Source organism: Paucibacter sp. TC2R-5, assembly GCF_025717605.1.
GTDB lineage: Bacteria > Pseudomonadota > Gammaproteobacteria > Burkholderiales > Burkholderiaceae_C > Paucibacter_A > Paucibacter_A albus.
Genome location: NZ_JAJIRQ010000016.1, coordinates 1 through 14,715, shown reverse-complemented (window position 1 = coordinate 14,715; position 14,715 = coordinate 1). Strand labels below are relative to the sequence as shown.

Sequence of the window (14,715 nt, the reverse complement as noted above, 5' to 3'; positions counted from 1 at the left end):
TCAAGATGCATAGTCAGATAGTAGATTAAGCTAACTCTCAATATAAGCTGATTAAACCAACACAACACTAGGCCAGGATTTGCAAAAATTTTTCGTTTATCGCCAAATCTGGCCTAAATTGGGCCACCCAAGGCATTAAGCCCCAATCGGCTCATCATCATCGTTGGCTTTCAAGTCTTTTGGTAACAGCCACCAATTGCCTTTACGCTTGGGGACCAATCGTTGTATTGCCATCTGGTCTACTTCGACTTCTTCCTCATCTACGGAGGGTCTCGCCATTGGCGCCTTTGTCAGTGCCTTCATTTCTTCAATCAATCTCTTCTCCGCTTCTGGCGTCAGCGATACTGAGTTTTCATCCCTTTTGCGCCAGCCACGCATATGCCGATCCCACAAAGTGATCAGAAGACTTCCCTCTTCGCCAAGCGGTGCACCAGCAAACTTCATGAGCCCTGTTTCCAGTACTTCCTGTGGTAACTTCCCAAAGTCTGTGTTCTGGCGGGCAAGCTCCGATTTTAAATCCGGACCCCAAACGAAGTCCTGGTTCTTTCGCAAAAATACACCAGCGCACTTTTTATGCAGTTTGTCGGAGGAAATGAACACCATAGAAAACGGCAAGTAGCACAAATAAGAAATGTCGACTCGATTGGATGCCCGCCCATCAGAAATAAGGCTTGCCGCCAATGCGATTTGAAAGAATATCTCTACTACCAGTACATGAGCGGCATAAGGTGCGTACTCACCTAAGGGGCGATTCTGATCGATGGCCCAGCGTTGAAGAATCAGGCGCTGAAGATCAGGCGGGATGTACAAAAAAGAAAACAACAACGCCATCTGTTCAAACGGCAGAGTGCGTCCGTGAACTAGCTGCATTGCGATGCAGTGTGCCTGCTCAACAGTTTTGCATTCCCTAGAATTAATTCCCAGAGCCCGCATCGCTGCCGATGTGGCTGGCAAATCAAGATTTGTGAGCATCTCCCGCCACCCACGAGCATGAGCTCGCTCGACTTCTTGGAAGTCCTGTTGCTGCCACCGTGCGAATGCTTTCGCCTCTGGTGATTCATCAAACACCAATCCCCGTTTTCCGTTAGCTGACCGAACAGGTCTGCCTCCAGCTCTCGGGATCTGACCGTTCATTGGAATCGATTGGCCCATCAAGTTAGAAATAACGAGTTCGCGGTGATGAACACATGGCGCGCCACCAAGAACAGGAGTCTTGTCGGCAATGATCCTAACGGTATCTTCAGCCGTACGACCCGTTGAGGTTGTGCCCTTTGTGAGATCAGCTAATGTCTCGACGTAGAAAAGAGGGCAAATGTTTGAATAGAAAAAGTGGTCGAACCACACTGATTCGTCAACCGTAAGCGACTGTAGAAAGGACTTATCAAAAAGAGCTATTGGACCCATAAAGAATGTTGCCACACTTTTTAAACGTTAGGCCCAACAAAACCAAACAATGAATCTGGTCTGTTCCGGCACGGGTTGCCACAAAAAAAGGAACCGTTAGCAAGGTCCGAACTGCGGCCCCTGCCCTGCCTCTGTACTGATAAAGAATGCGTCACCGTAACGAGATAGCCAGGTGGAGACTTGACAGACGCCTTCTGCCACGGCGCCAAAGGCCAGATCGATCAACTCAGCGAGCCGAGCGCCACGGAAACGCAGCACTTGGGCGGCAGGGATCACCACCCCTGTAGAGCCGATGTAGCGGTTTGACCAATCATCACCGTCCTCGAAGGCTTTGAGCATGTATTTGCTCAGGTAGGCCGCGAGCTTGGCCGAGGACTGGCGCGAAAACTTGCGCCGCCTTTGCTGGTCAATGTTGCCGCCAAGATCACCGACCACGGAGCGCCACACAGCCCGGATCACGTTATAGCTTTTGACCTTGGTTCCGGCCCAGCCCAACAGCGGCGGCAGTTTGTGAACGGCCATGTGCACGTGCCAAGCGCTCCGCTTTTGCTGCTCGAAAGCCGCAACGTAGACAAAGCCAGGAAGCAAACGCCGAACGCGCCGGATGAACTCTTTCATGTGCGCCTGGCACAAGGCCAGATCGGGCTGATTTGCCTGATCAGTGAGGCTGAAACGCAGCCTGGCGTTCCGCGTCGTGGCGCGAAACCATACCTTGGCAGCCCGCCCAGCAAATCCCGCAGATGCCGAACAGCCAAGAAATGCTCCCGCTTATGCGCCCTATGCCGTGGGCGCAACTTTCTAACATCGGCAGTTCCAAGAAAAACTTTAGAACTATTTTTGTTTTCGACCGGGCAAGGATGGACGAAGCCGAGCGAGCCCCCAAGCTCTACCCCATGAAACGGCCCATTTCTAAGCGAATCAGCGATGAACAGGCAGACCCGCAAATCACCCATAAGGCCGACGAACTTGCGTCTTCAAGTCGCCTGCGCGTTTGATTTGCATACCGAAGCCTGTATCAACACGATGAGCTTGCGCGGTCGCGTTCTTGCTGTGCGTTTGCTGGGCCAGCTATGAGCACCTTGATTACAAGTCTTTCGACCACTCAGATTTCAGGGCTGAATACCCGCACACTCACGCGGTTTACTTCCGAGGACTGGGCCGCTTTCAGCAGCGACCAGATCATCGCGCTGACCACCAAGCAATTCGCGTCCTTGAGCACGTTCGCGATTGCTTCGCTCAGCAGCCAGCAGGTCAGCTATTTCCAAGCCGACGACTTGCGTGCCTTGAATAGCAGCGCCTTGCGTGCGCTTGCAAACGAACAGTTGGCTGCGCTCGGCTCGGATCAGTTTGCTGCATTCAGCAGCTCGCAAGTCGGCGCATTGAGCGGCGCCCAGCTGCTGAGCTTGGCGAGCGAAGACCTCAATGCATTGACCTCGGCTCAATTCAGGGCTTTCGGTTCCGCCCAACTCGCGCTGCTGTCGAGTGACCAACTGAAAACCTTGACGACCGAGGACTTTGCCGCGATCAGCACCGCCGGTCTTCGCGGCTTTAGCTCAGCTCAGCTGGCAGTCTTGAGCAGCGAACAACTGATCGCGCTGACCACGGCCCAGGCTGCCGCATTGAGCAGCGTGCAAATTGGCGGCCTGAGCAGTGAACAAGTGAGCAAGCTGGCCAGCGATGATTTAGGGGCCTTGACGACCGACACCTTGCGGGCCTTCAACACCGAGCAATTGGCCGCGCTGGACTCAGGCCAGTTCGCCGCGCTGACGACGGCACAGGTCAACAACCTGAGCGCCAGCCAGATTCAGTCGCTGGGCAGCGAGGATCTGAATGCGCTGACCTCGACCCAGCTTCGCGCCATTGCCTCGGCCCAAGTTGCCGCGCTGACGACGGACCAGTTGAAGACCCTCGGCACCCAAGACTTGGCCGCTATTGGCACGACCGGGCTGCGTGGCCTGGTTTCGGCCCAAATGGGCGCTTTGTCCAGCGAGCAGATCGTCGCGCTGACCACCGCGCAATCGGCCTCGCTGACCAGCAGTCAGGTGCTGGGTCTGAGGACGGACCAGGTTGCTGCGCTGGCCACCGATGACCTGCGGGCCCTCAACTCGGCCGCCTTGCGCGCGCTGAGTTCGGATCAGCTTGGCGCCCTCACCTCCGATCAGATCGGCATGCTGACCACGACGCAGGTCAATACCTTGACCAGCACCCAGATTCAGAGCTTGAGCACCGACGACCTCAATGCGCTGACGACTGCGCAGTTCAAGACCATCAGTTCGGGGCAATTTGCTACGCTGACGACCGACCAAGTCAAGGCGCTGACGAGCGATGATTTCGCCGCCGTCGGCACCGCCGGGCTGAAGGGGCTGAGTTCCGCGCAAATCGCGGCGCTCACGACCGAGCAGATCGTGGCCTTGACGACCGCTCAGGCGGCGTCGCTGGGCAGCGCCCAAGTGGCCGGCTTGCGCACCGATCAGCTTGCCGCCATGGCCAGCGACGATCTGCGCGCGCTCAACTCTGCGGCCTTGCGGGCGCTGGGTTCCGATCAACTCGGCGCCCTGACGACCGAGCAGATTGGCGCCTTGACCACCGCGCAAGTCAATGCTTTGACCAGCACGCAGATCCAGAATTGGAGCAGCGCCGATCTCAATGCCTTGACATCGGCACAGTTTCGCGCGCTCGGCTCGGCCCAGGCGGCCGCCTTCTCATCCGATCAAATCAAGACGCTGAGCAGCGACGATTTCGCCGCCATGGGCACCACCGCCTTGCGCGCTTGGAGCTCCGCCCAAGTTGCCGCGCTGAGCAGCGAAAACATCATTGCGTTGACCAGCGCGCAGGCGGCGTCCTTGACCAGCAGCCAGGCGCTCGGCCTGAGCAGTGAACAAGTCACCCATCTTCAAACCGATGACTTGCGCGCCCTCGGCACGGCTGTGATCCGCTCATTGAGCAGCGAGCAGTTTCAGACGCTGGACTCCACTCAAATTGCCGCCTTGACAACGAGCCAGATCGCCGCGTTGACGAGCTCGCCGGTCAACCATTTGGCTTTGCTCAGCAGCGATGAAATTCGGGCCCTGAGCACGGCGCAAGCGGCCGCCCTGAGCAGCGCCCAGGTGAAGGGTCTGAGCACCGAGCAGATGGCCGCCTTCGCGACCGATGACCTGGCGGCGATCAACACCGCCGCCCTGCGCGCCCTGGGCACCGAGCAATTGGCCGCCTGGGGCTCGGCCCAATTTGCTGCCCTCAGCACCGCGCAAGTCAATGCCTTGACCAGCCTGCAGATGCAGAGCCTGAGCAGCGAAGATCTGAACGCCCTCACCTCCCTCCAGTTCAAGGCCATCAGCTCGGCGCAAATCGCCGCTCTGCTGACGGATCAGCTGAAGGCGATGGCGAGCGAAGACCTTGCTGCCATTGGCACGTCTGGCTTGCGCGGCCTGGGCTCGAGCCAATTGGCTGCCTTGTCGAGCGAACAAATCGTGGCTTTGAGCACTTTGCAGGCGGCATCGTTGACGAGCAGCCAAGTCCTAGGTTTGCGCACCGATCAGATCGCGGCGCTGGCGACCGATGATTTGCGCAGTTTGGGAACAAGCGCTCTGCGTGCCTTCAACTCTGAGCAACTGGCCGCTTTGGGCTCAGACCAAATCGCCGCGTTGAGCACCAGCCAGGTCACTGCCTTGAGCAGCGCTCAAATTCAAAGCTGGGGCAGCGAAGACCTCAATGCCTTGACTACGGCGCAGTTCCGCGCCCTCACCTCAGCGCAAGCAGCGGCCCTCTCCTCCGATCAAATAAAAGCACTGAGCAGCGAGGACTTCGCCGCTATCGGGACCGCCGGATTGAAAGGCTTCAGCTCGGCCCAAGTCGCGGTGCTGAGCAGCGAGCAAATCATTGCGTTGACGACGGCACAAAGCGCGGCCTTGACCAGTGCACAAGCACTCGGCTTGAGCACCGAGCAACTCGGCCACTTGCAGACCGAAGACTTGCGGGCGCTTGGCAGCGCGGTGATTCGGTCCTTGAGCAGCGATCAGGTTCAGGCGCTTGACTCGAACCAAATTGCCGCCTTGACAACGAGCCAGATCGCCGCGCTGACGAGTTCGCCCGTCAATCAGTTGGCGGTGCTCAGCACCGATGAAATCCGCGCCTTGAGCACGGCGCAAGTCGCTGCAATGGGCAGTGGTCAAGTCAGGGGATTCAGCACCGAGCAAGTTGCTGCCTTCGCCACGGATGATTTGAAGGCGCTAAATACGGCTGCCTTGCGAGCCTTGGGCACCGATCAATTGGCCGCATTGGGCTCCGATCAGTTGGCCGCCTTGAGCACGGGCCAGGTCAATGCGCTGACCAGCACACAAGTTCAGGGCCTCGTCAGCGAGGACTTGAATGCCCTGACTTCGGCGCAGTTCCGCGCCATCGCGTCGACGCAGATTGCCGCATTGACAACTGATCAGTTGAAGACGCTGGGCACCGAGGACTTTTCTGCCATCGGCACGGCGGGCTTGCGGGGCCTCAGCTCGGGGCAAATGGCAGCGCTGACCACCGATCAAATCATGGCCTTGAGCACGGCCCAAGCCGCTTCGTTGACCAGCCTGCAGGTGACGGGCCTCGGCACCGAACAGATGAGCAAGTTGGAAAGCGATGACTTGCGGGCCATGAGCAGCGGCGCCTTGCGCGCGCTCGGCACCGATCAGCTGGCTGCTTTGAGCGCCACCCAAATCGCACAACTCAGCAGCACTCAAATCAACGCCTTGACCTCCGCTCAAATACAAGGCTTGGGCAGTGATGACTTGAACGCCCTCAGCTCTTTGCAATTTGGCGCGATCAGTTCGACGCAGGTGGCCGCGCTGCGCACCGATCAACTGACTACGCTGAACACGGAGGACTTTGCCGCCATCGGCACCTTGGGGCTGCGCGGCATGAGCTCGGGCCAGCTTGCGGCGCTGAGCTCCGATCAGATCATGGCCTTGAGCACCGCTCAAGCAGCCTCCTTGACGAGTGTTCAAGTCGCGGGCCTCAGCACAGATCAGATGCTTAGGCTTCAGACCGACGATCTGCGCGCACTCAACCCAGCGACGCTCAGAGCTCTGACGACAGACCAGTTCCAGGCGCTGAACAGTGACCAGATCAGCGTTCTGAGCACCGCGCAGGTGGCGGCCTTGGTGACTGCGCCGCAAAACCTGCTCGGCACACTCAGCACGGATGAAATTCGCGTCCTGACCACCGCGCAGGTCGCCGCCCTGACCAGCGCACAGATGAAGGGCTTCAGCACGGAGCAGATAGCGGCCTTTGCGACCGACGATGTGCGCGCTCTGAGCAGTGCAGCGCTGCGAAATTTGGGCAGCGATCAGTTGGCGGCATTCGGCACCGAGCAATGGGCGGCGCTGAGCACGGCGCAAGTCAACTTCTTGACCAGCACACAGATCCGGGCTTTGAGCAGTGAAGACTTGAACGCGCTGAGCACGGCGCAGTTCGCCGCCATTGGCACGACCCAAATCGCCGCCTTGGGCACCGATCAGCTCAGAGCCATGAGCAGCGAGGACCTCGCGGCCATAGGCACCGCCGGTCTGCGTGGCCTGAGCTCAAGCCAGCTGGGCGCGTTGAGTACCGAACAAATCGTGGCCATGAGCAGCGCACAGTTCGCGTCATTCAGCAGCACCCAAGTGCTTGGTTTTACTACCGAGCAAGCCAGCATCATGGCCACTGATGATTTGCAGGCTTTGGCGAGTCTGAGTCTGCGCGCGCTCAGTACCGCGCAGATCGCGGCCTTGGACTCGGCGCAGATCGCCGCGCTGAGTACGAGCCAAGTGAATGCAATGACCAGCATCCAGATGCTCGGCTTGACCTCCGAGGACTTGCGCGCCTTGACGACCGAGCAGTACCAAGCCATCGCCAGCAGCCAGATTGCCGCCTTGAGCAGTGATCAGCTGAAACTGCTGGCTACCGATGACTTTGCCGCCATCGGCACCGGCGGTTTGCGCGGCCTGGGTTCGCAACAGATGGGCCAGTTGAGCAGCGATCAAATCAAGGCCTTGTCCACGACCCAGGCCGCAGCGCTGAGCAGCGGCCAGGTTCTGGGTCTGCAAACCGATCAACTGCAGCAGTTGGAAACCGACGATGTGCGCGCCTTGAACAGCAGCGCTTTGCGCGCCCTGAGTACCTCGCAGTTGGCGGCACTCGGCTCCGATCAGCTTCAGGCGCTCGGCAGCAACCAAATTGCTGCACTGACCAGCGGGCAAGTACTCGGGCTTGGGAGTGAGGACCTGAATGCACTCACGACACTGCAGTTCGGCTTCCTGAATTCAAATCAGATTCAAGCCCTCAGCAGTGCCCAGTTCAAAACCATGACGACAGAGGACTTTGCGTCCATCAGTACCGCCGGCTGGCGAGGCATTGGCTCAACGCAGATCGCGGCGCTCAGCAGCGATCAGATCATTGCGATGAGCACCGCCCAGTCTGCGGCCATGACATCCGCGCAAATCAGCGGTATCGGCACCGAACAGTTGGCGCTATTGCAAAGTGAAGACCTGCGCGCCTTGTCCACCGCCGCGATTCAAGGGCTGACGACGCTGCAGTTCTCGGCCCTGACTTCCGATCAGCTCAAGGTCTTGACCAACACCCAGTTCGGGGCCATGACTTCGAGCCAGGTGGCCACCATCGGGACCGACGAGCTGAATGCCTTCAACACCGAACAGATCCGCGGGTTTACGTCGGCGCAGTTGCAAGGCTTCTCGACCGAGATGGTGGCCGGCCTGAGCACCGACAACGTCGCCGCGCTGAGCATATTTGCCTTGAAGGGCTTCAGCAGTACTCAGCTCAATGCTTTGCAAAGCGAGCAAGTAGCGGCCTTGACGCGCACTCAGGTCAGCTCGCTGACCACCTCGCAGGTCCAGAACTGGGAGACCGATGACGTGCAAGCTTTGGGCACAGCACAGGTCGCGGGTCTTAGCGCGAACCAAGTCGGCGTCATGAGCTCGGCGCAGTTTGCGGTCTTCGCCAACGAAGACATGGCTGCCTTGACGACCGGCGCGCTGCGCGGTTTGGGCTCCGAGGACCTGGCGGCCTTCAGCTCCGAGCAAATTTCGGCGATGACCAGCAATCAATTCGCGGTGCTGAACTCTGCACAGATGCGCGGCATAGAAGTGGCAGACATTCCCGCGATTCAAACGGAAGACATTCATGCCATGGGCAGCCAAGCCTTGATGGGTCTTTCTACCGAGCAGTTCGCGGCCTTCGGTACAGAGCAGATCAGCGCCCTCACCTCCGGCCATATCCGCTCCATGACGAGCGATCAATTGGCCACGCTGGACAGCGCCGATATTCTGGCCTTGGAAACTCAACATATCGCCGCCTTGACCTCAACTCAGCTTGGCAGCTTGAGTACGGATCAGATCGCTCATTTCCAGACCGAGGACATTGAGGCCCTTCAAATCTCGCAGATAGCCGGTTTAACCACCGAGCAGATCCACAGCTTCACGACCGACCAAATCCCTGGTTTTGAGTCGAGCGACCTTGCGGCCATGTCGATGGCTCAGGTCTTGGCCTTCTCGGACGCCGCCATCGCCGTCTTCAGCAGCGAGCAATTGGACGGCCTGCAAGCGGCCTCTCCGATCATCTTGGACCTGGACGGCAATGGCGTCAGCACCAAAGCCGCCGCAGACGGCGTTCATTTTGACCTCTTCGGCACCGGCAATAGTCAAAAGTGGGGCTGGGCCGGGCCACAGGACGGTCTATTGGTAATGGACCGCAATGGCGATGGTCAGATCAACAGCGGCCGGGAGCTATTCGGCTCAGGGACCCTGTTGGCCGATGGCCGCCGGGCCGCTCATGGCTACTTGGCCATGCAAGAGTTGGACCTCAACCTGGATGGCCGGCTGTCCAGTGAAGATCGGTCGTTCAAAGACTTGCGGGTTTGGGTCGACGCCAACAGCGACGGCAAGACCGACGCGGGTGAACTAAAGACTTTGCAGGACCTTGGCATTGCCGAGTTGAATCTGCGAGCGCATTCAGGGCAGTCCGTCGACCACGGCAATTTGCTGGGTTTGGTGTCTGACTACAGAACCAATGACGGCCAGACCCATGCCATGGCCGATGTTTGGTTCGCAAAAGACAGTTTTATCGACCCTTCGCGGCAGCCACAAATCCCTAAGCTAGGCGAAGTGCTAAATGGTCCTGGCGAACAACTTGCCGAAGTGAGTGAGTCAAGCTTTGAAGCCAATGCCCAAAAGCTGATGGTCTCACCCGAAACACAAGCGATCGCTAGTTCTATGTCAATGTTTTTGCCTCATTTGAAACGTCTCCCGGACGAAGGCGAAACACCCCTACTCCCCTTGATTTGAGGTGGCGAAATGCCCGAAACGTCAATCTGCTCACCGCAAAGACCAAGGCCTGGCCCGGGAGTTTCGTGCGGGTGCCCGATCTCAATGAATCTGCTCGCAAGAGGTGTCTCCATGCCAGGGCTTCGTGTGACTGCCTCAAGTTTGCGCAGATGTCGTCGAAATCAGAGTGACGATAAGAAAGATATGAGTCGGTTTAGGCCGCCTCGCAGTCACTCTTAGCTTGAAACACTGACCGCCAACTTCGACCCAACTTCGCGATGGATGCGAGGCTGGTAATGCGCAAGCTAGAACGGATGACGTTCCAGAAGCCCGAATTCTGCAAGCAGCACCTCATTAATGTTGTTGCAGACGAAATAAACCAAGTGAGCTCACCATGACCACTCTGATCGCAAGCTACTCGACAGCTCAAATTGCTGGACTGTCAACGAAAACACTGAGCCGATTCACGTCGGAAGACTGGGGCGCATTCACCAGCGATCAGATCATTGCGTTGACGACCAAGCAGTACGCTTCGCTTGGGACTTTGCCGATCAATTCGTTGAGTAGCGATCAAATTGCGTTCTTGCAGACCGAAGATTTGCGGGCACTCGGCAGTGCTGCCATCCGCACCCTGAGTAATGCACAGTTGGGTAACTTGTCAACCGATCAACTGGGTTCGTTGAGCACGGGTCAAATCAATGCCTTGGCTAGCGCGCAGATCCAGAATCTGAGCACCGACGACCTCAATGCGCTGACTGCAACGCAGTTCAAGGCCATCAATTCAGTCCAAATGGCTGCGCTGACGACCGATCAGCTCAAGTCACTGTCGACCGATGACTTTGCGGCCATTGGCACCGGGGGCCTCAGGGGCATGAGTGCAGCTCAAGCTGCAGCATTGACGACCGATCAGATCATCGCAATGAGCTCGGCGCAAACCGCCTCGCTGGTCAGCGCCCAAGTGACTGGCCTGCTGACCGACCAGATCGCCGCCCTGGCCTCTGATGACCTGCGCGCCCTCAACACCGGCGCTCTGCGGGGGCTGAGTACCGAGCAAATCGGTGCCCTCACCTCCGACCAAATCGGCAACTTGACGACGGTTCAAGTCAACACCATGACGGCCACCCAGGTCCAGAACNNNTGCGTGCGCTCAATACCGGCGCCCTGCGTGGACTGAGCACTGAGCAGATCGGTGCCTTGACCTCGGATCAAATCGGCAACTTGACGACGAGCCAAGTCAATGCCTTGACAGCCACTCAGATCCAGAATCTGAGCACCGACGACCTCAGCTCCTTGACAGCCACGCAGTTCAAGGCCATCAGTTCGGGCCAGGTTGCGGCGCTGACGACCGAGCAGGTCAAGTCGCTGACGACCGATGACTTCGCGGCCATCGGCACGGCTGGTCTGAAGGGCCTGACCGCCACACAAGCTGCTGCGCTGACGACCGATCAGATCGTGGCGATGACCACTGCGCAAAGCGCCTCGCTGGTCAGCGCCCAAGTGACGGGTCTGCTGACCGATCAGATTGCTGCTTTGGTTTCTGACGACTTGCGTGCGCTCAATACCGGCGCCCTGCGTGGACTGAGCACCGAGCAGATCGGTGCCTTGACCTCGGATCAAATCGGCAACTTGACGACGAGCCAAGTCAATGCCTTGACGGCCACTCAGATCCAGAATCTGAGCACCGACGACCTCAGCTCCTTGACAGCCACGCAGTTCAAGGCCATCAGTTCGGGCCAGGTTGCGGCGCTGACGACCGAGCAGGTCAAGTCGCTGACGACCGATGACTTCGCAGCCATCGGCACGGCTGGTCTGAAGGGCCTGACCGCCACACAAGCTGCTGCGCTGACGACCGATCAGATCGTGGCGATGACCACTGCGCAAAGCGCCTCGCTGGTCAGCGCCCAAGTGACGGGTCTGCTGACCGATCAGATTGCTGCTTTGGTTTCTGACGACTTGCGTGCGCTCAATACCGGCGCCCTGCGTGGACTGAGCACCGAGCAGATCGGTGCCTTGACCTCGGACCAAATCGGCAACTTGACGACGAGCCAAGTCAATGCCTTGACGGCCACCCAAATCCAGAATCTGAGCACCGACGACCTCAGCTCCCTGACGGCCACGCAGTTCAAGGCCATCAGTTCAGGGCAGATTACGGCGTTGACGACCGAGCAGGTCAAGTCGCTGACGACCGATGACTTCGCTGCCATTGGCACTGGCGGCCTGAAGGGTCTGACCGGCGCGCAAGCCGCTGCCCTCACGACCGATCAGATCGTGGCGATGACCACCGCGCAGGCCGCCTCGCTGGGCAGCGCCCAGGTGACGGGACTGCTGACTGATCAGATTGCTGCTTTGGTTTCCGATGACCTGCGTGCGCTCAATACCGGCGCCCTGCGTGGGCTGAGCACCGAGCAGATCGGTGCCTTGACCTCGGATCAAATCGGCAACTTGACGACGAGCCAGGTCAATGCCTTGACGGCCACCCAGATCCAAAATCTGAGCACCGACGACCTCAGCTCCTTGACGGCCACGCAGTTCAAGGCCATCAGCTCTGGCCAGATTACGGCGTTGACGACTGAACAGGTGAAATCCTTGACGACCGATGACTTCGCAGCCATCGGCACCGCAGGCATGAGGGGGCTGACCGGCACGCAAGCCGCCGCACTCTCAACCGATCAAATTGTGGCGCTGACCTCGGCGCAAGCCGCCTCGCTGGGCAGCGCCCAAGTGACGGGCCTGTTGACCGACCAGATCGCAGCCCTCGTCTCAGACGATCTGCGCGCCCTCAACACCGGCGCCCTGCGTGGGCTGAGTACAGATCAACTCGGCGCCATGACGTCCGATCAATTGGGCAACTTGACGACAAGCCAAGTCAATGCCTTGACAGCCACTCAGGTTCAGAATCTGAGCACCGACGATCTCAGTTCCTTGACGGCCACGCAGTTCAAGGCCATCAATTCGGGGCAGATTACGGCGTTGACGACCGAGCAGGTAAAGTCGCTGACGACCGACGACTTTGCGGCCATCGGTACGGCTGGCCTGAAGGGTCTGACCGGCGCGCAAGCCGCTGCCCTCACGACCGATCAAATCGTGGCGATGACCACCGCGCAGGCCGCCTCGCTGGGCAGCGCCCAGGTGACGGGACTGCTGACTGATCAGATTGCTGCTTTGGTTTCCGATGACCTGCGTGCGCTCAATACCGGCGCCCTGCGTGGACTGAGCACTGAGCAGATCGGTGCCTTGACCTCGGATCAAATCGGCAACTTGACGACGAGCCAAGTCAATGCCTTGACAGCCACTCAGATCCAGAATCTGAGCACCGACGACCTCAGCTCCTTGACAGCCACGCAGTTCAAGGCCATCAGTTCGGGCCAGGTTGCGGCGCTGACGACCGAGCAGGTCAAGTCGCTGACGACCGATGACTTCGCAGCCATCGGCACCGCAGGCATGAGGGGCCTGACCGCCACACAAGCTGCTGCGCTGACAACCGATCAGATCGTAGCGATGACCTCGGCGCAAGCCGCTTCGCTGGTCAGCGCCCAAGTGACGGGTCTGCTGACCGATCAAATCGCAGCCCTGGCCTCCGATGACCTGCGCGCCCTCAACACCGGCGCTCTGCGTGGACTGAGCACCGAGCAGATCGGTGCCTTGACCTCGGACCAAATCGGCAACTTGACGACGAGCCAAGTCAATGCCTTGACGGCCACCCAAATCCAGAATCTGAGCACCGACGACCTCAGCTCCTTGACGGCCACGCAGTTCAAGGCCATCAGTTCGGGCCAGGTTGCGGCGCTGACGACCGAGCAGGTCAAGTCGCTGACGACCGATGACTTCGCGGCCATCGGCACGGCTGGTCTGAAGGGCCTGACCGCCACACAAGCTGCTGCGCTGACGACCGATCAGATCGTGGCGATGACCACTGCGCAAAGCGCCTCGCTGGTCAGCGCCCAAGTGACGGGTCTGCTGACTGATCAGATTGCTGCTTTGGTTTCTGACGACTTGCGTGCGCTCAATACCGGCGCCCTGCGTGGGCTGAGCACCGAGCAGATCGGTGCCTTGACCTCGGACCAAATCGGCAACTTGACGACGAGCCAAGTCAATGCCTTGACGGCCACCCAAATCCAGAATCTGAGCACCGACGACCTCAGCTCCCTGACGGCCACGCAGTTCAAGGCCATCAGTTCAGGGCAGATTACGGCGTTGACGACCGAGCAGGTCAAGTCGCTGACGACCGATGACTTCGCTGCCATTGGCACTGGCGGCCTGAAGGGTCTGACCGGCGCGCAAGCCGCTGCCCTCACGACCGATCAGATCGTGGCGATGACCACCGCGCAGGCCGCCTCGCTGGGCAGCGCCCAGGTGACGGGACTGCTGACTGATCAGATTGCTGCTTTGGTTTCCGATGACCTGCGTGCGCTCAATACCGGCGCCCTGCGTGGGCTGAGCACCGAGCAGATCGGTGCCTTGACCTCGGATCAAATCGGCAACTTGACGACGAGCCAAGTCAATGCCTTGACGGCCACTCAGATCCAGAATCTGAGCACCGATGACCTAAGCTCCTTGACGGCCACGCAGTTCAAGGCCATCAGCTCTGGCCAGATTACGGCGTTGACGACCGAGCAGGTCAAGTCGCTGACGACCGATGACTTCGCAGCCATCGGCACCGCAGGCATGAGGGGCCTGACCGCCACACAAGCTGCTGCGCTGACAACCGATCAGATCGTAGCGATGACCACCGCGCAGGCTNCAAGGCCATCAATTCGGGGCAGATTACGGCGTTGACGACCGAGCAGGTAAAGTCGCTGACGACCGACGACTTTGCGGCCATCGGTACGGCTGGCCTGAAGGGTCTGACCGGCGCGCAAGCCGCTGCCCTCACGACCGATCAAATCGTGGCGATGACCACCGCGCAGGCCGCCTCGCTGGGCAGCGCCCAGGTGACGGGACTGCTGACTGATCAGATTGCTGCTTTGGTTTCCGATGACCTGCGTGCGCTCAATACCGGCGCCCTGCGTGG

General features: G+C 59.2%; 7 protein-coding genes. 5 read left to right on the top strand and 2 right to left on the bottom strand.

Translation table 11 applies throughout. The features are described 5' to 3' along the window. Positions 1 to 135 precede the first annotated feature (135 nt). The gene (locus LNV08_RS22335; RefSeq protein ID WP_263535960.1) at positions 136 to 1,419 is read right to left on the bottom strand and encodes a hypothetical protein; all 1,284 of its coding nucleotides are present in this window, start codon (positions 1,417 to 1,419) and stop codon (positions 136 to 138) included. Between the two features lie 81 nt (positions 1,420 to 1,500). After that, a complete protein-coding gene (locus tag LNV08_RS22330) occupies positions 1,501 to 1,926 on the bottom strand; it encodes a hypothetical protein (RefSeq protein WP_263535959.1) in 426 nt (141 codons plus the stop codon). Positions 1,927 to 2,144: 218 nt separating this feature from the next. Here LNV08_RS22330 and LNV08_RS22325 point away from each other — a divergent pair, with 218 nt between their 5' ends. The 5 genes from LNV08_RS22325 to LNV08_RS22305 all read left to right on the top strand — a co-directional run. After that, the gene (locus LNV08_RS22325; protein WP_263535958.1) at positions 2,145 to 2,399 is read left to right on the top strand and encodes a hypothetical protein; all 255 of its coding nucleotides are present in this window, start codon (positions 2,145 to 2,147) and stop codon (positions 2,397 to 2,399) included. A 75-nt stretch (positions 2,400 to 2,474) separates the two neighbouring features. Continuing rightward, positions 2,475 to 9,725 (top strand): hypothetical protein, encoded by a 7,251-nt coding sequence (locus LNV08_RS22320; RefSeq protein WP_263535957.1) that lies wholly within the window; start codon positions 2,475 to 2,477, stop codon positions 9,723 to 9,725. A 373-nt stretch (positions 9,726 to 10,098) separates the two neighbouring features. Beyond that, a complete protein-coding gene (locus tag LNV08_RS22315; protein WP_263535956.1) occupies positions 10,099 to 10,878 on the top strand; it encodes a hypothetical protein in 780 nt (259 codons plus the stop codon). Positions 10,879 to 10,898: 20 nt separating this feature from the next. After that, positions 10,899 to 14,480 (top strand): beta strand repeat-containing protein, encoded by a 3,582-nt coding sequence (locus LNV08_RS22310; RefSeq protein ID WP_263535955.1) that lies wholly within the window; start codon positions 10,899 to 10,901, stop codon positions 14,478 to 14,480. Next, on the top strand, positions 14,477 to 14,715 hold a 239-nt coding region (locus tag LNV08_RS22305; RefSeq protein ID WP_263535954.1), incomplete at its 3' end, for a hypothetical protein. The genes LNV08_RS22310 and LNV08_RS22305, both read left to right, overlap by 4 nt.